We start from the raw sequence: 19,944 nt of genomic DNA, 5'->3' as shown, positions 1-19,944 counted from the left end.
TCATGTACAGGAAGACCTCAATTCAGACTCAATTCAAATGACGGGGTGGGGCGGATTTCGTTGTATCTGGACCGGTCTTCAAAAGGTCGCGGATAGATAGTTTCGCGAGCTCGTGATCAAGCTTCTGCTGAATCCCGCAGAGTCTGGAATGGATCGTGCATTTCCTGCAGTTCTTCGCGGACCAGGTGCAGTGATAGCCGGGGCTCATGCAGTCAGAGATATAAGAGTCAGATTCTGTAATTCGAATGATGTCCAGGAGGGTAAGGCTGCCGAGATCGGCGGTGAGCTCTGTTCCTCCATTGACGCCCCGGACGCTCTTCACAATTCCCGCTTCCGTCAGTTTCCGCAGAATCTTATACGCGAACTGAAGCGGAACGGCCTCGCTCTCGCAGAGCTCTTTGACATTGTGCCGTTTTCCGTCCGCCAGAGCGCGAAGAATTCGTAAAGCGTAGTCAGTTTCCCGGGTGATCAGCATTGTTTTCGTCCTTTTTGTTTGGTTTGTGAATCGGTCCGTAAATCAGCTTGTGGATCAGTCTGTGAATCGGTCTGTATATCGGCTTGTGCATCAGTCTGTGAATCGGCTGATGGATCAGTAAGTGAATCAGATTGTTTTGATCAGCCTGTTATTTGTTGCCGTCAAATAAATAATTTATGAGATATTCGTTGGCGTCAAATAATTTATAAGATAACTGTAATATACTGGAGCATTTTAGTCAACAATAAGGAGGGCGAGAATTGCAAATTCGTGCAAATATCATGATTATTGTCTGATATTATTGTGCAGAATACTGAGAATAAGCAGGCGGTCCAACATCTCTGATGATGGCAGCCGATAGCGACCCCGCTTCCGGGAACTCAGAACAAACCGTCAGAGAGAACAGTTCGATTTTGCGGGGCATAAATCACCAGAACCATTAAAAATCAAGGAAAATTTGACGTGAGATAGCTTTGTTGCTATTATTAAAAATGTAATATTATCGTTATAATTTTTTGTATTTAACGGAATTAACCGAACAGGCGCAAGGGTGTGCAGCGCGGTGTGATTAAGACCTTATCTTTCTTGCGGCGCGGTGTGATTTACCGCTTATTCATTTTTGTGAAAAACGTATGAGCGTTAGAAATATTATGAAGAAGATAAGAACTATCCTGATTCAGAGAAAAATAAAGTCGGAGGAGGGTGCAAGCCTGTCCGTGGCATTGCTGTTTTTCCTGGTATGCGCGGTTGTCGGGTCCGTGATACTCGCTGCGGCGACTTCATCGGTAGGTCGAATGAAGAATTTGTCCTCGACGGAACGAGATAAGGATGCTGTGTATTCTACGGCAAGACTTGTCGTGCGTCGCATGGCGGGGAAGAATCTGACGGATGAGAAGATTCTTCCGGGACTTCTGAGACTCACAGCCTCCGAAAACGGTAAGGAAGGCGGAACGAGTGGCGGCGCTGGAAACAGTGCTAAAGTCAGCACCGGCAATGCAGGAGACAGTACGCAGATTGTCTGCAACCCGACGGACAATACCCTGACGGCGACTGCGCAGTTTTCTTTCTATCGGAGAGTAAATGAAGACGGAACCTATGTCGATTCCAGAACCGCTGATGCCGGTACGTCCGGAGCTTCCACTCCAGAATCCGGAGGGACGGCTTCAACGGGAACCACTGAAATTCCGGGAGGAAATACGGCCGACAGTTCCGGCACATCACAGGCAGACACTTCGGATTACCTGAACGGAAGTCTTCCGGGATCTCCGTTCGCGAATCTTCAGAGTACGACCGGTCTGCCTGTGTATTCCAGACTGAATCTCACCGGGTATGAAATCGTTCGTGCAGGAGAGATTATCCATTACTTCTGGAGCAATTATGTCCTGAAAGATGATGGAACACTTGGGCAGAGTGGCGATGAGCCTGGATTTTCCAACGATAATGCTTACAATTGGACCCGCGATGATGTTCCGGGCAATCATACCTGGATGTACGGCCACAGCGATTCAGTGGACAATTCCCTGACTGACTCTGCGTTCAAAAAACAGTCATATATTTTGAACGTCGGAAAGGGCAGTGAAGCAATAAAGATCTGCGTGGATTTTTACATGGATAAAAATCTGAACATCGAGGCGCAGATTTATCCTTATAAAAAAGATAATAAAAATGGACAACAGACTTCCACATTTAAAAATGCGTCGGCAAGATGTCTGGTGAAGATTCCTGCGAACGGCGGAGAACTGCAGTACGCACAGGATACAGACACCGAAGAAAATAAAGACACCGCAGAATCGGGGGCATCTGCTCCCGTCGCAGTTTCCGGAACAACAGGAGGATCCGGCGCGCCATCAGAAGTATCGCCCCAGAACATGGATGATACGGATGGTTCCGTTACCTACAAGGTGACTGTTACCAGAAGTGTGACACTGAGCGGATTCGGATGGGGAGAAGCAAAGGTCTACACCGGATCCGCGATTGCCGCGCAGAATCCGGCAGGCTCATAGGGATCTGTCGGGCCCACAAGGATCCGGCGAATGTTCTTTGGAGATGGACGGATAATTAAGGGACAGTGAGAAGAATGCAGGGAAAACAGAGAAAAATGCAAGACGAAACAGTCATACCCAGACAGAAAAGAGTGCCAGACGTAACGGTCATACCCAGACAGAAACGTATGCAAGACATTACGTTCATATCCGGACAGAGAAGTATATATGACGAGACAGGAATACAAAAGCAGAAACTTTCACGAAAGAAACCAGGCATGAACAGGCTTATGACAAGGACGCGAAACGTGAGACAGAACGCTATGAACAGTGTCGGACGAAGGGGCAGTTTTGGAGGCTCCGTGCGGGTGAAGCTTGGTTCAAAGGCGGGCGAAAGTCTGACAGAGACACTGGTAGCGGTTCTGATCGTGTCGCTCGCTTCCATTCTTCTGGTTACGATGGTGCAGGCCTCCCGCCGGGTGGTCACGAGATCCGGGTCCGCCTACTCGGGTTACATCAAGGAGCATAATGAGCTGGCGGTTGAAAGCAGCAGCCAGAACAGCCCTACAGAAATAACCCTCACGCCAGCGCGTGCCGGGAATGATAACAACAGCCTGCACGAAATTCATGAAAAGGTTAACGTGCAGACCGATAAAGATGGAAATACGGTTTTTTTTCCGGCGGACAGCTGAAACAGGGCAGATACGAGGCATGCTGCAGACCTATATGATTGCCGGGATAGCTGACCAGATGGGATAAACAGGACAGACGCCGGAAAAGAGCAGAGAGGATCATGAGACGCAGACGAGGTGATTCTATGAACCGTAATAGAATAAAAACAATAAAATCGCGGAAGGGTTTTTCCCTCATGGAGATGCTCGTGACTGTGCTTCTGATGTCTCTGGCAACACTGGCTGTCGCGGCAGGAGTGACAGCCGCAGTACGTACCTATCGGCGAATGACGCTGAAAGCTGAGGCACAGACGCTTCTCGGAACGGCGATCGCTGCAGTGGACGATGATTTTGCCACGGCGGATCTCTCTACACTGAATTTCGGGTCTGATGGAAAGGATGTATCCTTCTTTTCCGGAAATCGCGGATATGAGGTACATATCCATAATGAAGGGGACACCATATATATGACCGACGCTCAGAGCAGCTCATCCGATCCCTCCGCAAGCGGATCGTCTTCTGCGACCGGCGCGATTCCGATTGTCACAACAAAGACGAGAACACAGAACCTGAAGCTTCAGATTAAGGATATTTCGATTACACCGTCCGCAGCGGAGGCTTCCGGAGGCAATGTGCCGGGCGGCGATTCAGAGACAAAGTTTTCGAATTCGAACCCGTATTTCACGTATACGATCTCGGTTCTGCACGGGGACGAGAATACTGTAGTGGAGTCGGAAACGGTAAAGACCGCAGTAATCGCAGGCTATCCGGCAGCGGCAGACAGCAGGGCGAGTACGGGAAACTAATAGGGACAGACAGCAGGGTGAGTACGGGAAACTAATAGGGCAGATAGCAGAGAGAATACGGGAAACTGAATCAGCCCGGATCTCAGAAAAGGTGCGCATATGGTGACACAAGCCGATATGCGAATACATGGTTCGCATATGGCGACACAAGCCTGCATGCGGATACAGGGAACGAAATCAGACCAGATATCAGAGCGGATTTTTAACATCGGGGATGACAGAACATGAGAAATAATGATTTTCCAGATGATCAGAAGCATAGAGAAGAAGAGGCGGACAAGATCTGCCTGAACAAAAGGAAGACAGCCCGGGACAGAGCCCGGAGAGGATTTACGCTGGCAGAGATGCTGCTTACCGTTGCAATTATCGGCATTCTGGCAGCGTTTGCCTTTGTCGCGGTCATCCGCTATCAGAAGTCCCTTAAGCAGACCGAGCTCGATGACACCGCGCGGGAGATTTTTGTCGCAGCGCAGAATCACATGACCGTAGCAAGGGCAAGCGGAAACTGGGATACCTATGTTGCGGAAGCGGAAAGTCAGACAGGTGGAGGTTCTGACCGGCTTGGCAAGGCAATGGGAGCCGTTGCAGGTGGCACGGGCGGGCCGTCTGACTATGATGGAAGCATTGGCTCATGGGATTCTTCCTGGGCGGATGGAACACTTGGGAAAGATGAAAAGCACGATTTCCGGTATGTGACGGTCAGTGCTGACGGCAAGAGCGATCCCCGTATTCTGTCCATGATTCTCCCGGACGACTCCATCGATGAGACACTCCGCGGAAACGGAAACATTCTCATTGAATACGATGCGGAGACGGCAACGGTCTACGGTGTGTGGTACTGTAAGCCCGCGGACCTGAAGAAGGCGAGTACAGGCAGCACTTCCATTGCTGATACAACGGCTTATAACAATAAAAACCGTACCAGCAAATCTGCCCGCATGAAGAGCAACCCGATGGTGGGCTATTATGGCGGTGCGGCATCAGCGGCGAAAGAAGGAGAGTCAGAGAATGACAATATCAGCGCCATCATTGAGAATGATGACCGTCTGATGCTCGAAGTCGCTGTGCCGGAGCAGAAAGAATCTGACTCTGCAGCTTCACAGAGAGCTTATACGGTTAAAGCGACTGTGACCGGACAGACAAGCGGAAACTCCAGGGAAATCAGCCTGGGAACATCCAAGGGTATTGCCAGTGGCAGCACTACGAATCTTATGGGTGGAAGTGGACTGAACGGAGTGATTCAACGGGGCAGTGGAAGTAGCAATAAATACCGTTTGTATTATTACACCCTGGACAGTGTGACCGACGGGGCAGATGGTCATTTTGCCAGTCAGTTCTGCAACTCTGCATCTGCGAATGAGAAGCCACTTATCCCCGGAGAAAACCTCACAATTACCGTCCGCCTGGTTTATGGCGATGAGACGGAAAAATCCGATGCAGAGAAGAAAGATACTTTGTCGGCTGACGGAGCTGGAAAATCTGTGACGCTGTCCTGCAACAGCCTTTTTGCAAATGGTTCAAACAGCGGAGGTGACAAGGGCACTGCTCGAATCGCCTATGGGCGTCATCTGCAGAACCTGAGCACGGTTGTTTCCGGCGTAAACTTCACTGGAAGTACCGGGGCGCAGGTTTCGGGTTCCCGGTCTGGTTCGGCTGTCATCACAAAAGCAAAAATGCTGAATGACCTCGACTGGTCAAACATGACAATTCGTTTTCTGAGTGAAAAAGCGATGAAACGGACTACGGGCAGTACATCAGCAGGCGGCGGAGCGGGAACAGCTTCATACTCTGTGTCTTCCTATAATAATACATGGAATACGGCTGTGGGTGCCGCGCTTACGGCTGCCGGAAATTTCTACAGCATCTCGGATTCTGCCCTGACGGAATTCAATGGAAACGGATTTGCGATCTCCAATCTTCAGATCGGAGCGGCTTCTGCAACTGCCGGTTCGGGCACGGGCACTCCGGACAAGACCGGTTCCGGCCCCAAAACGACCACTCCTGAGGAAATGAATAAATCTGAAGGAAGTACCTGTGCAGGTCTCTTCGGCTATATCGATGCCGGAACAACAGGCGGAAACACAATGACAATCCAGCGGCTGACGCTGAAGAATCCGACGGCTGAAAAGGCTGCCTATGCCGGATTTGTGGTTGGAAAGACAAATCGGGAGACCAAGATTCAGAATGTAACCGTAACAGGAGATACTGCGCTTAGCCTCACGGCGGATCAGGCGGCAGGGGGCATCCTGGGAGAGGCGGCAAATTCCAGTACCAGCATCCTTTATGCAAAAGTTTTGTCCGGGAAGACGCTGACAATTGCCGCAAATTCGGGCAACGATTCGAATACTGCTAAAAATAACGGTTCAAATAGTGCAAATTCCAATAATAACGCAAATGCAGGGGGAATCCTCGGCTGTCAGATTGGAGGCGGAACAGGGACAGAAGGCACCTGGACGGGTCTGCGCATGGAGAACTGCACAGTTTCGGTATCCGGGAAAGCAAACAGCACTTCAGCGAATGCTGGCAATGCAGATAATAGCAAAAAATATCTGAAAATCACCGGAGCTTACTCTGCAGGAGGAGTTCTCGGCTATTGTGCAGCAGGCGAACCTGGAAGCACGTCAGAAGGTAATTCCGGAAACAATACCAACTATGCAGGATCTGTAACAATTAAGAACTGCAACGTATTCGGCGTGGGAAACCAGGATCTTATCTCCGCGAAAAAAGTTGCGGGCGGGCTTGCCGCATATATCAGCAGCAAAGGAAATCTTGATGTCGAGAACGATGCAGTATCCATGTATGTCGCGGATTCTGATACACAGGGGGAAAGTGCGGGTACGGCCGGTGATGGCTTCGGCGGACTCATCGGATACCTGAACAGTTCGGCCGGTGGAAGCCAGATATCGAAATGCTATGTCGGCGGAAGGACAGCGGAAGGAGCTTACAACGAAACCGTAAATAACAATTCAACGCAGGGACGTTACAACATCCGCGGAAATGGCTATGTCGGAGGCTTCATCGGACAGATAGCAGGAAGCAATGCTCTGAGTGTCGAGAATTGCTTCACAACAGCATCTGCATATTCCGGGACCACCGCAAATTCAGGTAACGATAGTGACTCGGAGAATGCCGCCGAGGCCGGAAGCTTTATCGCCAACAGCACAAATGAGAACTTGTCGGTTAAGTCCTGTTATTCAACAGGACTTACGAACGGGACAGTGTTCGTGGGTGGAAGTGTCAGCAACGGAGGTAATAATTCACCGAAGAATTATTATCTGGCCGGGGTGAACAAGTCGGATCTCACCGGGGCAGGCGTAAAGAAAGCAAACGTCAACGATGCCGGTACTCCTTTTGCAAAACAGACTTCTTCAGTAGATACAAATAGATATGATTCAAGTCTTAAGGGAAAATACCCGTATCAGATGATCTCCGGACAGTCGGTGTATTATGGCGACTGGGTCGTTACGAAGGCACAGGACCTTGATGGCAGTTTCGGAATTCTGTACTACGAGATTGTGCAGCATGGAACCGGAAGCGAAGCAGCAAAAAATAAGAGCGTATATTATCATGGGTATATAGGGAATGCGGTTGTTGGTGGTAACGCTTCCAACGTCTCCTATAAAGAAATAAATACAAGAACAACCTTAAATGAGGAGCAGTCTCCAGGCATATTAAATGAGCATAGGCTTTTGGCAGCACCGGATGGGGGAGAGTATGTTACTGAGGATGGATATCTAATTCTTGTATCGGAACAAAATGATCTTGATCAGGTTTCAATGAGTTGGGTAGGAAATGGTGTTAAAAGTTCTATTTCTTCTTTAGTCAATTCAGAGATTCTTATTCAATATGATGATATTACGGATAAGTTACAAATCAAAGGATATCATGCGTATTATTTCAACACAAAGAATAATGAAGTAATTTCGAGAGAAAATTATGGTGATGGGTATTCTACAACATTAAACATTGACTTTTACAATGATTTACAATCTAGGCCTACAACGTTCTTTATGAATCCATACTTTTCAGATTATGTTTCAACATCATCTGATACTATACCTTATTACATTAGAAGTGCACATCAACTTCAAGTGTTATTTGAGCTTTTAGATGGGGGAAAGTATCTTAGTACATCTGGTAATGGTACTAATGTTGTGACTCAGACAATGGACATTTCGTTTAATAATACGTTGATCCATTTTACTGAGATGGGTAAAAATATAAGTATTAAATCACCAACCTTAAGCAATTTATTCGGAACTTATAAAGGGGCAATAAAACAAGATGATCAATATTTTTGTCTCGACTCATTAACCAATCCATTGATAAATTCAATTCATTGGAGGAAGGATAATAGTCAAGATTATAGCCACTTAGAGAACCTAGTAATAACTAATATGAAGGCATCTTCTCTGGTGGGTGATAATCACGGCGTAATGAGTGCTTTACAGATATTGAATTCTAGTTTTTCTAGTGCTGCTTTTGTTTCAAATAATAATTCGGGAACTATTTCTAATTGCTCATTAGATGATGTTTCAACAGAAGGTGATGGTGTAGCAACAACAAACAATGGTACCATTTCAAATGTAAGAATAGAAAAATCTTATATCAATGGAAATGGAATATCAACAACGAATCAAGGATGGAATTTAACAGATAAAATTGATGGATGTACAATCATTAATACAAAAATAGAAAAAAATGGTATTGTAAAGACTAACCAAGGGACAATATCGAATAGTATAATCAATAATTCGAAAATATCCATGAATGGAGCTTCATATGATAATAACGGAACAATCAGCTATGTAAGTCTCAAGAATATCAGCAATATTGATGATAATGGAGTTGCAGATTCAAATAATGGAACAATCAGCAATGTAAATCTGGAGGATATTAGCAATATTGGAAAGAATGGTATTGTAAGGAAAAATAATAAGCAGATTGTAAATTGCAGTATTAAAATTGCTGCAATCAAAGGCAATGGAGTAGCAGAAACAAATACCGGAACAATTGGTGCCCAAAGTGAAGGTATAGGGGTATCTCTGCAATCTGTTACGATCGGCGAAAATGGATTTGTAGACAACAATAGTGGAACTATATCAAATAGTAAAGTGATCAATGCTAAAATAGATAAAAACGGAGTAGCAGAAACAAATACCGGAACAATTGGTGCCCAAGGTAAAGATAGTATAGGGGTATCTCTGCAATCTGTTACGATCGGTGAAAATGGCTTTGTAGACAGCAATAGCGGTACTATATCGAATAGTAATGTGATCAATGCCCAGATAGGTAAAAACGGTTTTGCCAACAATAACGATGCTAACCATTCAATAGAAAATTGTCAGTTATATGCTGATAATAATGCATATTTACAATATCAGAATTCCTATAAAAACCAAACTATGTATTATAATCCGAATCTAGTCAAAATGTATTCAGATGATATTGAACAGAAGGCTGGATATAATTTGTTAGTTTGCGGATATAGCAACATTTCAGATTCCAAAGATGCTGAGGATATTGCTGGCTTTATTCAGGACAATAAAGGAACTATTAATGGTTGTAGCTACTCGGGAAAAGTATTCGGCAATAAAAATGCGGCAGGATTTTTCTTGAATAATTCCGGAACAATTAAATCCAGTTATGCTAATGCGCTAGTGACTGCATCAGATATAGTAGCCGGTTTTGGGTATTCCTGTACAGCTGGTAAAATAGATCAGTGTCATAGTGTTGGAATGTTATTTAATGCAACCAAGGGTGCAGGATTTCTTTATCAGTATAATAATAGCAGTTGGACTGATGGTATTTCGAATGATTATTCTGCTATCTGGAAAAGTACGGTGTCGAATAATTATTATTTCTTTCTTAAGTCGTATACAGCACCAGAGTATTCTAATCAGATAAAGAATTGTGCATATCTCACTAGCATTGATTGTGAAAAGAAGGCGATAAAAGAGAGCGAGAATAATGATTCAATAAAAGAAAAAGTTAGAGGTTACTCTTACCAAGATCTTCAGAATCTCACTGACCAATACGAATACGGTAAAAAAGCAAGTGAAGACACAACAAAACCATATTATCAATACACTGGCTCAAATGAAAAGGTTTATCCATTCCCAATGCCTGATGGAATGATCGCATTTGGTGACTGGGACTGGAATGATGCGATTTATTCGATTAAATTTGATGGAAATGATGGAACACCTGAAATTGACGGTAAAGAAATATCCAGAATTGATAATATCGATTATGTAATAGACGTAACTCTTCCTGAGTGTAAGGCGCCAGAGGGCCAAAATTGGACTTTTGAGGGATGGCAGGATCAATCCGGTAACATTTATCGTGCGGGGGATAAAGTATCCGGGTTAGCGACTTCAGGTACAGTAACCCTTACCGCCCAATGGAAAATAGATAATGTAACTGATTATTATTCGAAAAATGAAGTGCAGACATATACTGCGCCAGCTGATGGTTGGTATAAGCTTGAAGTCTGGGGCGCTAACGGAGGAAATGCGTCTTTTGATTCAAAGACTGCGGAAGGTGGAAAAGGTGGATATGCAGTTAATTACGTGTATCTGAATAAAAATGAAAGCATTGATGTGTATATTGGTGGTCGTGGCATGGATGCGACAGAAAATATGTTTACAAACAATACAACAGATCTGACTTTAGAAGGTGGTTGGAATGGAGGCGGAACATCTCATAGTCTTTCGATAGGGGATAGTCAAAAGACTAGCTATTGGGTTTTGGGTTCAGGAGGTGGAGCGTCACACATGGCTATTCGGGCTGAGGCACAAGATCAGCCAAGTGAATTAAAAGATTTTTATTCAAGTAAGGATCACATTTTACTTGTAGCTGGCGGAGGAGGCGGCGCCGGGTTCTACGGCAATAAATTTAGTAAAAAAGTATATTTTAGTATAGGAAATAAAGGTGGGAATGGTGGTGGTGATGCAGGAACAAGGGGCACTGCGTTTACTAATACAGAGCAGGCGGAGTCTCGTGATCCAATATATGGAACCGGGGGAACTCAAAGCACAGGTGGCGTAGTAGGTAACAATGGAGTTATGTGTGGTCGATTCGGTTTAGGAGGTTCACCATTGAAGAATAATAGTAATGGTGAAAAAAATGAGTACAGTGTTGGTGCCGGCGGTGGTGGCGGCTGGTACGGAGGAGGTAGTAGCAACTTTAAGGATACCACAAATCAGGTTGCTCCTTCCGCTGGCGGCGGTTCTGGTTATTTTAAGACCTCTAATATTGCTTCACCCATTACAAATGGAACAACAATGAGGGGAGGTACTCTCGTTGGAGAAAATAGTGATATTCCATCGTTTGATTCTTCTGATAAAGGAAATGGCCACGGCCGGATCACATACCTGCCATCATACAGCTTCAGCATCACGAATAACAATGTTGAACAAAAACCGGATGAGAATAACCCGATAACGATTTTAATGAACACTCCAGTTCAGCTCACTCTCAAAGACGCTCAGAACCAGTATGTCAATGATGCAACCTGGAAAGTTACGGATCCGAATGGCAATGAAATTTCAGGCGATTCGGTTTTATTGCCAGAAACGGGCAGTGTACGTACATTCACGAGCAGATCTGCCGGAACGTATGTCATCACCGCTGCCGGACCTGATAAAGTGGTAAGTACCTCTGTTACAATTAATGTGAAGGAAGATGACGGTTCGAACACGATTACAGGAAATGCTGCGCCGAAAGCAGGATCTGGGAAAAATAGTGGATCGGCAGCGAATTCGAATGCGGCTACAAATACCGGAGGAAGTACGGACAGTACAACCGGTGGTGGAACGAGTGCAGGTAGTCAGAAGGGGTCCGGTTCATCATTGGATTCGGCGGGCTCTGCAGACGGGAGTTCTTCGAAGAAGGTGGATGAGGATGGTTCGGATGAAAGTATCGTGTCATCCAGCAATTCATGAGGTGTATTTATAGGATGGATGCAGCAGAAAAGAGCCCGGTTTCCGGGCTCTTGCTGGAGTTGATCGCTGAGTAAAAATGATCTGCTTTTCAGAATTGGTATTTTTACTTCGATTATTATTTCGTTTCTGAGAATTCGACATTCAGATGCTCCCGTATTCTTCCCACATAGTACAGGGATCCGAAGGAGCAGATGACATCTTTTTCGGTGCAGTTCTTGAGGGCTTTGTCGGTGGCTTCTTCGATCGAGCCGCAGGCTTCAGCTGTGTATCCGGCCTCCCGGAGTTCACGGGCGAGCTGTTCGGGATCGAGGACTCTGGGGTTCGGCACGGGTACGGTGTAGAATTGTTTTGCAAGGGGTCCGACGATATCGATGACCCTGTGGTAGTCTTTGTCTGCGAGGATGCCCATGAGGAAGGTGATTTTCTGCCCCGGGAAGTAGCGGGTGAGACTGTCCCGGAGCATTGCGGCACCTTCCGGATTATGCCCGCCGTCTACGATGACGGCGGGATTTTTGTGCATGAGTTCGAATCTTCCGTGCCATACGGTGTGTTTGAGTCCCTTTCGGACAGCGTCTTCCGTGATCGGATAGCCTTTTTGCCGGAGAATTTCGGCTGCGGCGACGGCCATGGAGGCGTTTGCGCACTGATAGGAGCCGAGGAGCGGGATGAAGAGATCCCGGATCGTTGTTCCTGATGCTGACGTGTTATCTGTAGAGATTTCGGATACTGATGTTCCGAATAATGATGTTTCGCGTACTGATGTTTCGCGTACTGATGTTTCAGATCCGGAAGATTCGGGAAGAGACATTTCAGATAAAGAGCTTTGCGAATCCGCTTCGAGCGTTAGATCAAAGATCTGTCCCTGCAGGGAATATTCCCGCGCTTCCCGGCAGACGTTTACCCGGTGAAGGCGGGATTTTTTTTCTCTGCATACCGCTTCGAAGACCTGATCGGCCTCCGGCTTCTGGGGATAGAGGAGAACGTCGGTGTCTTCCTTGATGATGCCGGCCTTCTGAAAGGCAATTTCGCGGAGTGTGCGGCCGAGAATCTCAGTGTGGTCCATGCTGATGGTCATGATGACGGCGGCTTCCGGGGAGGGAATGACATTTGTGGCATCGAGGAGACCGCCCATTCCGGTCTCGAGGACGACGATGTCGCAGTTCTGTTCGTGAAAATAGAGGAACATCACTGCAACCAGGATCTCGAACTGAGTGGGCTGCGGTTTTCCGTCTCTGAGGTTCTGCTGAATCTGTGACGCGACGCGGGTCAGGATTGCTGCGAAGTCTTCCTCGGTGATGTCGCGTCCGTTGATGCGGAACTGTTCGGTGAAATGCTCGATGGCGGGAGAGTTAAAGCTTCCGGTTCGAAGGCCGCTCTCAATGAGAATCTGTGAGAGAAAGGCGGAAGCGGAGCCCTTTCCGTTTGTTCCGGCGATGTGAACGAAGCGGAGCTGCTTCTCCGGATTTCCCAGTGATTCCATCAGCGTCCGCATTGCTCCGAGTTCGTAGGCGACGGTGCCGCTTACTACGTCTTTCGGTGAAAATTTCGGGACGCTGTCGAGATATTCCATTGATTCTCTGAAATTCATCTTGTCTCCTCTATTATTAATCGGGATCTTGTCGGAAACCGGTCTTTTTCTTCAAAATGCCTGACGAAAATTAATTTTTTTTGTAAGTTCCTTCAAAATTTTCCAGGTTCCGGAGCATCTGCGCCATGGTCAGGTGTGTGACCGGATGGCTCCACCACGGCGCGATTTCTGCCATGGGCCGAAGGACAAAGTCCCGGTTTGCCATGTCAGGGTGCGGGATGTTGAGACGTTCCGTTCCGATGATTTCCTGATCGTAGAAGAGGATATCCACGTCGAGGGTGCGGGGACCCCAGTGGATTTTGCGGACTCTCTGTGCCTCCTGTTCAAGGGAGGCGCAGAGATCAAGCAGCTCTTCGGGAGTGAGAAGAGTGCGGATCATGCAGGCACCGTTGAGGAAGGGGTCCTGGTTGGTGTAGCCGTAGGGAGCCGTCTCTATGAAGGAGGAGACCTTCAGGAGACGGTTCTTTTTTTCATTTTTGATACCGTTCACGGCGAGATCGAGCATTGCCTGCCGGTCGCCCATATTGGAGCCGAGCGCGAGAAAGGCAGTGTGCCAACCGCGGTGGATCCGGACGGAGACCTGGTCGAGCGGAAGGCCGATGGGTGCCCAGGGCTTATGGATCTCGAGGGTGATTTCCCGGAGAAGACCTTCATATTTTACGAGAAGGTGTTCCGCAAGCTGTTCGGCGCAGGCCTCGATCAGCTGGAAGCGGCGGTTTGTCAAAAAACCGGTGATCTCGTGGCAGACCTCTCCGTAGTTAATGGTGTTCTCGAGATTGTCGGTGAGGCCGGGCTTCCGGATATCGGTGCAGAGCACCGCGGATACGGTAAATTTCTGACCGAGCACGGCTTCTTCTTTATAGACGCCGTGCTTTGCGAATACCGTTAAATTGTCGATTCGGATTTCGTCATGGCTGGTTGAATGCATCGTTTCTTTTCCTTCTGTTTTTATGAATTGTATGTCTGAACGGCGCAGTCATATATGCGCATTGCGGCAGTGGTGCAATGCGGGGGACTTATATGGTCTGCAGGATCTTTTCTGTCATGCGGATGGCCCGGGCGTTTTCCCTGACATCATGGACGCGGACGAAGCCGGCGCCTTTCATGACACCGATGACGCTTGTGGCGATGGTTCCCTCCACACGCTCGGACGCGGGCAGATCCAGGGTCAGACCGATCATGGATTTCCGGGATGTGCCGAGAAGATACGGGTAGCCGAGATCCTTCAGAAGCTCCAGGTGGTTCATCAGCTTCAGGTTCTGCTCGTAGGATTTGGCGAAGCCGATGCCGGGGTCCAGAATGATCCGGTCATCCGCCACACCGGCTCTTTTCGCGATTGCGACGGATTCCCTGAGATCATCCAGAACATTCTGCAGATAATCGGTGTAGTCGGTATTGTCCCGGTTGTGCATCAGGCAGCAGGCGACGCCGGACGAGGCGATAACGGAAGCCATCTCGGGGTCATATTTGCAGCCCCAGATATCGTTGATTAGATCGACGCCCTCCGCAAGACCTGCTTTTGCAACGGCGCTCTTGTAGGTGTCGAGGGAGATCGGGATATCGAAGCGGCTGTGAATTGCCTCGATGACGGGGGCAACGCGGTCAATCTCCTCCTGGTCCGGAAGCTTTGTGTATCCGGGACGGGTGGATTCTCCGCCGACATCGATGATGTCGGCTCCCTCTGCGATCATCTGCTCTGTATGTTTCATGGCTGTGTCCAGGTGATTCCATTTTCCGCCGTCGGAGAAGGAATCCGGTGTGACATTCAGGATTCCCATGATATAGCAGTGCTTGTCCGGCTCAAAGGTGCGTGTGCCGATTTTTATGGTGTGCACTGCTTTGCCGGCGGAAGCTGCCGGGGCTTCGATGGCTTCTGTACGTGGTGCTTCTGATTTGCTCATGATCAAGTACCTCTACTTTCTTTTTGGATGTCTGTTATCTTTCGGGCCCGCGAGACCGGCAAAACCGGGCAGAGGAGCAGGCGGCTGGAACCGTCATATCTCCGGTGTCCGGTTTTTGCGTTCCTCCGGCCAGTTGCAGTCCTTTCGGGCGTTACATATATAGCACGGACGGGATTTTTTATCTGCAGCGTACATAATCTGTGCAAATCGGTTTTGGATAGCTTCGGAATATTCTGCCTTTTCCGAAGCAAGGGCCGGATCGCTTCCGGCAGTCAAGGCTGCGTGTAATCTGTGACTGCCGATGGCATACAGGATCAGGCTGGTTTCAGCTGCGGTATAGCCGCAGTCCGCAAGAATCGGGCCGGCGATCTGTACGCCGGCAAGATCATGAGGAGTGCCGTCCTCATACTGGCGCGCTCTTCCGATGTCATGGAGCAGAGCGGCCGCATAGATCAGATCATTTCTTACCGGAAGATTCTCCCGAAGGCAGAGGATCTGCATGATTCTTGCGGTATCGAGAAGGTGCTGCCAGTCGTGACGGCAGAAAACGCGGTCCTTCTCGAGGTGTTGTGTTTTTTCCAGTTCCATGCGGAACTCCGGGTGCTCCATGATCCTGCGGACACGGTCCGGCTGTTCCGGATGCTGGCTGTTCTCACTGGTGTGTGGGGACATGATTGCCTCCATAATTCTGTGTGGTACCTGAGGCTGATCTGCTGCATGCCTCAGGGTTTTTTCGAAAGCCTCAAAGCTATATGCAACAGACTTCAGGCTCTGTCCATGAAATCGTAAGGCTATCTGCCAGCAGACTTCAGACATTATCCTGACAGGCAACAGGTGACGGATTTCTCAGGTGCGGATCATGGCGAGCACGCGGTCTACAAGAGCGGGATCTTTCTCGAATGCTCCCTTGCAGACATAGGTCATGGTCCGGGTGCCGGGTTTCTTGATCCCGCGCATGGACATGCACAGATGCTCTGCCTCGATGACAACCATGACACCGCGGGCGTCCAGATTTTCCATCACAGCGGTCGCGATCTGATCCGTCAGTTTCTCCTGGATCTGGGCGCGGCGGGCATATGCCTCAACGGTGCGGGCAAGCTTGCTGAGTCCTGCGACCTTTCCGTTCGGCAGATAAGCGATGTGCACGTTGCCGAAGAAGGGGAGCAGATGATGCTCGCAGACTGAGTAGAAATGAATGTCCTTCTCGAGAACCAGGTTGTCGGCGGGACTGGAGAATGTGACGGAGAGTGCTTTTTTTGCCGCCTCGTCTGTACCCGAAAAAATCTCCTCGCACATCCTCGCGATGCGGTCGGGCGTACCCTTGAGGCCCTCTCTGTCAGGATCCTCGCCAATTCCCTCAAGAAACAGGCGCACAGCCTGTTCCACCTTCACCTTGTCAATCATAATAAGATAAAACCTCCAATTCAATGAAACGCGGGCTGCGTTTTCTCGCTGTTGCAGCCGGCATGACGCATGCGCAGGAGATAAAAAGGCAAAAAAAACAGGACCGCAAGGTTACAGGTCCCGTAATAAAGTCCAGCAACGGGATGGACTGAAATATCGCAGCCATGCATTTCCAGTAGATGTCATGCTTTTACAAGTGCCATATACTGTCTAAGGCCGGCAATTCGTTTCCCACTCATCTCCCGTGCAGTGGAAACACTACGCATTTCAATCCTGCTTTGCCTATGGAACTATATTAGTACAGACTGGGGGTAAAATCAATGATAACCTGCCGGTTTGTGTGATGATAACCCGCCGGTTTGTGTGATGAGAAAAGAACCGGATCCGGCAGGTATACATGACGTACTGAATAAGTTGCAGTTGATATTTCATTCGGCCGCATATATGTACGTTGCAGTTGATATTTCATTCGGCCGCATACATGAGATAGCCGGTAAAGTCGGTGATCAGGGCGGAGGGCTGCCGCTCTTTTGGAGCAGCGAACAGGATTGAGGTCCGCAGCTCTTCCGAGTCGATGGTCATTGTCCGGATTCCGTCGGGGAGTGCGGGCCGGAGTGATTCCGGGAACAGGCATACGGCGCATCCGCTGCTGCACCAGAGCAATGATGTTCTGGCGTCGTCACAGATACTGAAATAATCAGGTGTGAGATGCTGCGCGGTGAATTGTTCATGAATCAGATCATAGTATCTGCGGTAAACGGAGAGCGGATAGCGGGAGAGCTCTGAGAGAGAGATCTTTCCGGAATTTCCGGAAATGGATTCTTCCGGGGATTTAGCGGTTGGGGATTCTGAGGCCGCGAATTTTGCGGCCGGGAATTCTGCATCTCTTGCCTTTTGCGGGCTCCACTGTGCAGGGAATCCTGCAAGCATAGGTTCGGTGCGAATCAGGCGGCAGTTGAACTCCTCCACAGGAAAGGGAGTCCGGAGAACGGCACCCTCAATCACGCCCGTGTCAAGCAGGTGGCGGAGTTCAAAGGTGGAACCGTCATACAGCTGGTAGTGGACATCGGGATGGTCTGTTGCAAAACGTTTCAGCACGGGCTGGATGATGGAGACGGTTGTGGATGTCATCCCAAGATACAGCGTCTGCCCCTTGCCGGCCCGAATCGTGTCCCTTGCCGCATTATCCGCCATTTCAAGGATGCGGGTAACCCGCGTATAAAAAATATGGCCCGCTTTGGTAAGCCGGATGTGGCGGGCACCTCTTTCAAAGAGCTGTACTCCGAGCTCGTTTTCCAGCATCTTCATCTGATAGCTGACCGGCGGCTGGGCGACATGAAGCCGCCTCGCCGCTTCACTGATGCTGCCCGCGTCTGCAACCGCCTGAAAATATTCCATCTGTTTCAGATCCATGTCCGAGACCTCACTTGCAAAATTCTTTAAATACTATATCACAGCCAGAGTGGAGAAGAAAGAATCACAGTAAACGAAAGGCTTTTCATCACTAGGATTTGCATATATACTTGTATAAGGTGAGTCGCAATGTTCCTGGCCCACGGGGAGCTTGCTCATCAGCGGGCCAAGAACATTAGCGACGACAACGACGGTCGCCTGTTAGCGGCACGGAAGCTGCGAATATAGTTTTCAAATGTGGGGGATTATGGTTATGGATGACGGGAGAAGGAACCGTGACACAAAGCCAGGTGCGCGGCGGGATTCACGGCGGGACATTTCCGGCATGACGGAGGAAGAGATTCGCGCGAGAAAGAGGCGGATGGCGGCGAGACGGCGCCGGCAGGCACAGGTTCGGAGAAGGAAACGGATACTGTCCTGCTGTGCGGGCGGAGGAGTTCTGCTTGTGGTTATCATCGCTGCGGCGGTTCACGCAGGCGGTCCCTCGAAGAATGGAGGAGGAAAGACTGCATCCGGTGAGACGCTGGAAGCGGTGACCGCCTCCAGTTCTGAAGCTGCGGCGGCAGCATCCGCGAAGATCACGCCGACAGACCTGAAGATGACTTTTACCGGAGATGTAATTCTCGGGACAGATGAGTATTTTGATTACAGCACCAGCATGAATGCCTACTACGACCTGAACGGCCCGGATTATTTTCTGAAGAATGTAAAGGATATCTTCAGCAAGGATGATCTTACCGTTATCAATTTTGAGGGGACGCTGACCAACGAGACTGCCAGGGTTGCTAATCAGTTCGCCTTCAAGGCTCCTCCGGAATATGTGAACATCATCAACAAGGAGTCGATTGAGGCCGCAAACGTGGCCAATAATCACAGCCATGATTACGGCGAGAAGAGCTTTACGGATACCGTGAACACGCTGAAGGAAAATCACATTGAGCCTTTTGGCTATGACGATACTGCCGTGATTGAGGTAAAGGGTGTGAAGGTCGGTCTGTTCGGAATCTATGAGCTGGACGAGTATGACGGCGTGGCACCTCAGGTTACCGCAAATATCAACAAGCTGAAAAAGGAAGGTGCGGATGTAATTATCGCCGTCTTCCACTGGGGCAATGAGCTGGAGAGCTGCCCGGATCAGTATCAGGTGAAGCTCGGGCATCAGGCGATCGACGAGGGAGCGGATCTCGTGGTCGGCCATCATCCGCATGTGATACAGGGAATCGAGTACTATAAGGGAAAGACCATCGCTTATTCCCTCGGAAATTTCTGCTTCGGAGGCAATTATCATCCGACCGAAATCGATACGATGATTTTCCAGACAACCATCTCGGTGGACGAAAACGCAAGGATGACAGGTTCTGCAATTAATATCATTCCCTGTCTGGAGTCCACGACCTGGGAGTACAACGATTATGTTCCCACGCCGCTGACAGGGGCGGACGCACAGTCTGTGATTGATAAGCTGGACGAGCGAAGCCAGGAGATCGCGTCCACGTATCAGACGGATACGGTGTATGACAGTACCGACACTTCTGGGGGAAATACTGTGAGTTCAAGCAGTGTCGGATGAATAACTGTGCGTTCAGGCAGGGTCAGACGAGTACATGATCCATGACGCTGATCAAATATAGAACGGATAGTAGAAAAATACAGTAAACCCCCATGCCCCGCAGGCGGAGCACCACAATAGATATAGCCTGTATTCTGAAAACCCATTATACTACCTCCTTATTTCGTGTATACTTATTATAACGGCAT

At 48.7% G+C, this 19,944-nt stretch carries 12 protein-coding genes; 5 read left to right on the top strand and 7 right to left on the bottom strand.

Going from position 1 to position 19,944, the window contains the following annotated elements; translation table 11 throughout:
- Positions 1 to 28 precede the first annotated feature (28 nt).
- Complete coding sequence (locus tag ACTQ3A_RS09990; RefSeq protein ID WP_441494771.1) at positions 29 to 475, bottom strand: RrF2 family transcriptional regulator; 447 nt, start codon at positions 473 to 475, stop codon at positions 29 to 31.
- Between the two features lie 650 nt (positions 476 to 1,125).
- On the opposite strand from ACTQ3A_RS09990, the gene ACTQ3A_RS09985 reads away from it, so the two are divergent.
- The 4 genes from ACTQ3A_RS09985 to ACTQ3A_RS09970 all read left to right on the top strand — a co-directional run bounded on the left by ACTQ3A_RS09985 (position 1,126) and on the right by ACTQ3A_RS09970 (position 11,880).
- Complete coding sequence (locus ACTQ3A_RS09985) at positions 1,126 to 2,478, top strand: hypothetical protein (protein ID WP_441494772.1); 1,353 nt, start codon at positions 1,126 to 1,128, stop codon at positions 2,476 to 2,478.
- Positions 2,479 to 2,747: 269 nt separating this feature from the next.
- Positions 2,748 to 3,149 (top strand): hypothetical protein, encoded by a 402-nt coding sequence (locus ACTQ3A_RS09980; RefSeq protein ID WP_441495309.1) that lies wholly within the window; start codon positions 2,748 to 2,750, stop codon positions 3,147 to 3,149.
- A 125-nt stretch (positions 3,150 to 3,274) separates the two neighbouring features.
- On the top strand, positions 3,275 to 3,934 hold the full coding sequence (locus ACTQ3A_RS09975; protein ID WP_441494774.1) for a prepilin-type N-terminal cleavage/methylation domain-containing protein: 660 nt from the start codon (positions 3,275 to 3,277) through the stop codon (positions 3,932 to 3,934).
- A 224-nt stretch (positions 3,935 to 4,158) separates the two neighbouring features.
- The gene (locus ACTQ3A_RS09970; RefSeq protein ID WP_441494775.1) at positions 4,159 to 11,880 is read left to right on the top strand and encodes a glycine-rich protein; all 7,722 of its coding nucleotides are present in this window, start codon (positions 4,159 to 4,161) and stop codon (positions 11,878 to 11,880) included.
- Between the two features lie 115 nt (positions 11,881 to 11,995).
- Here ACTQ3A_RS09970 and ACTQ3A_RS09965 read toward each other — a convergent pair whose 3' ends face one another.
- The 6 genes from ACTQ3A_RS09965 to ACTQ3A_RS09940 all read right to left on the bottom strand — a co-directional run bounded on the left by ACTQ3A_RS09965 (position 11,996) and on the right by ACTQ3A_RS09940 (position 18,186).
- Positions 11,996 to 13,468 carry a bifunctional folylpolyglutamate synthase/dihydrofolate synthase gene (locus tag ACTQ3A_RS09965; RefSeq protein WP_441494776.1) on the bottom strand — a complete coding sequence of 491 codons (1,473 nt, stop codon included), beginning with the start codon at positions 13,466 to 13,468 and terminating at the stop codon, positions 11,996 to 11,998.
- 70 nt (positions 13,469 to 13,538) lie between these two features.
- Positions 13,539 to 14,396 (bottom strand): 2-amino-4-hydroxy-6-hydroxymethyldihydropteridine diphosphokinase, encoded by an 858-nt coding sequence (gene folK / locus ACTQ3A_RS09960; protein ID WP_441494777.1) that lies wholly within the window; start codon positions 14,394 to 14,396, stop codon positions 13,539 to 13,541.
- Positions 14,397 to 14,484: 88 nt separating this feature from the next.
- A complete protein-coding gene (folP, locus tag ACTQ3A_RS09955; RefSeq protein ID WP_441494782.1) occupies positions 14,485 to 15,294 on the bottom strand; it encodes a dihydropteroate synthase in 810 nt (269 codons plus the stop codon).
- A gap of 168 nt (positions 15,295 to 15,462) precedes the next feature.
- Positions 15,463 to 16,053 (bottom strand): HD domain-containing protein, encoded by a 591-nt coding sequence (locus tag ACTQ3A_RS09950; RefSeq protein WP_441495308.1) that lies wholly within the window; start codon positions 16,051 to 16,053, stop codon positions 15,463 to 15,465.
- Between the two features lie 162 nt (positions 16,054 to 16,215).
- Entirely contained in the window at positions 16,216 to 16,773 is a 558-nt protein-coding gene (gene folE, locus ACTQ3A_RS09945; RefSeq protein ID WP_441494779.1) for a GTP cyclohydrolase I FolE, read from the bottom strand.
- A gap of 465 nt (positions 16,774 to 17,238) precedes the next feature.
- Entirely contained in the window at positions 17,239 to 18,186 is a 948-nt protein-coding gene (locus ACTQ3A_RS09940; protein WP_441494780.1) for a LysR family transcriptional regulator, read from the bottom strand.
- A 253-nt stretch (positions 18,187 to 18,439) separates the two neighbouring features.
- Between ACTQ3A_RS09940 and ACTQ3A_RS09935 the strand changes: the two genes are divergently transcribed.
- Positions 18,440 to 19,756: a CapA family protein gene (locus ACTQ3A_RS09935; protein WP_441494781.1), complete on the top strand. Its 1,317-nt coding sequence runs from the start codon at positions 18,440 to 18,442 to the stop codon at positions 19,754 to 19,756.
- Positions 19,757 to 19,944: the final 188 nt, after the last annotated feature.

The organism is Bilifractor sp. LCP21S3_F8 (assembly GCF_052117805.1).
GTDB lineage: Bacteria > Bacillota > Clostridia > Lachnospirales > Lachnospiraceae > Bilifractor.
Note: the sequence above shows the minus strand (reverse complement) of the source record. Positions and strands in the feature narration are given on the sequence as shown.

What these genes read in the sequence shown, in the direction of transcription:
- ACTQ3A_RS09935 (WP_441494781.1), top strand. Translation starts at nt 18,440, where the DNA reads ATGGATGACGGGAGAAGGAACCGTGACACAAAGCCAGGTGCGCGGCGG.
- ACTQ3A_RS09990 (WP_441494771.1), bottom strand. Translation starts at nt 475, where the DNA reads ATGCTGATCACCCGGGAAACTGACTACGCTTTACGAATTCTTCGCGCT.
- folE (WP_441494779.1), bottom strand. Translation starts at nt 16,773, where the DNA reads ATGATTGACAAGGTGAAGGTGGAACAGGCTGTGCGCCTGTTTCTTGAG.
- ACTQ3A_RS09975 (WP_441494774.1), top strand. Translation starts at nt 3,275, where the DNA reads ATGAACCGTAATAGAATAAAAACAATAAAATCGCGGAAGGGTTTTTCC.
- ACTQ3A_RS09965 (WP_441494776.1), bottom strand. Translation starts at nt 13,468, where the DNA reads ATGAATTTCAGAGAATCAATGGAATATCTCGACAGCGTCCCGAAATTT.
- ACTQ3A_RS09950 (WP_441495308.1), bottom strand. Translation starts at nt 16,053, where the DNA reads ATGGAGGCAATCATGTCCCCACACACCAGTGAGAACAGCCAGCATCCG.
- ACTQ3A_RS09980 (WP_441495309.1), top strand. Translation starts at nt 2,748, where the DNA reads ATGACAAGGACGCGAAACGTGAGACAGAACGCTATGAACAGTGTCGGA.
- folK (WP_441494777.1), bottom strand. Translation starts at nt 14,396, where the DNA reads ATGCATTCAACCAGCCATGACGAAATCCGAATCGACAATTTAACGGTA.
- ACTQ3A_RS09985 (WP_441494772.1), top strand. Translation starts at nt 1,126, where the DNA reads ATGAAGAAGATAAGAACTATCCTGATTCAGAGAAAAATAAAGTCGGAG.
- ACTQ3A_RS09940 (WP_441494780.1), bottom strand. Translation starts at nt 18,186, where the DNA reads ATGGATCTGAAACAGATGGAATATTTTCAGGCGGTTGCAGACGCGGGC.
- ACTQ3A_RS09970 (WP_441494775.1), top strand. Translation starts at nt 4,159, where the DNA reads ATGAGAAATAATGATTTTCCAGATGATCAGAAGCATAGAGAAGAAGAG.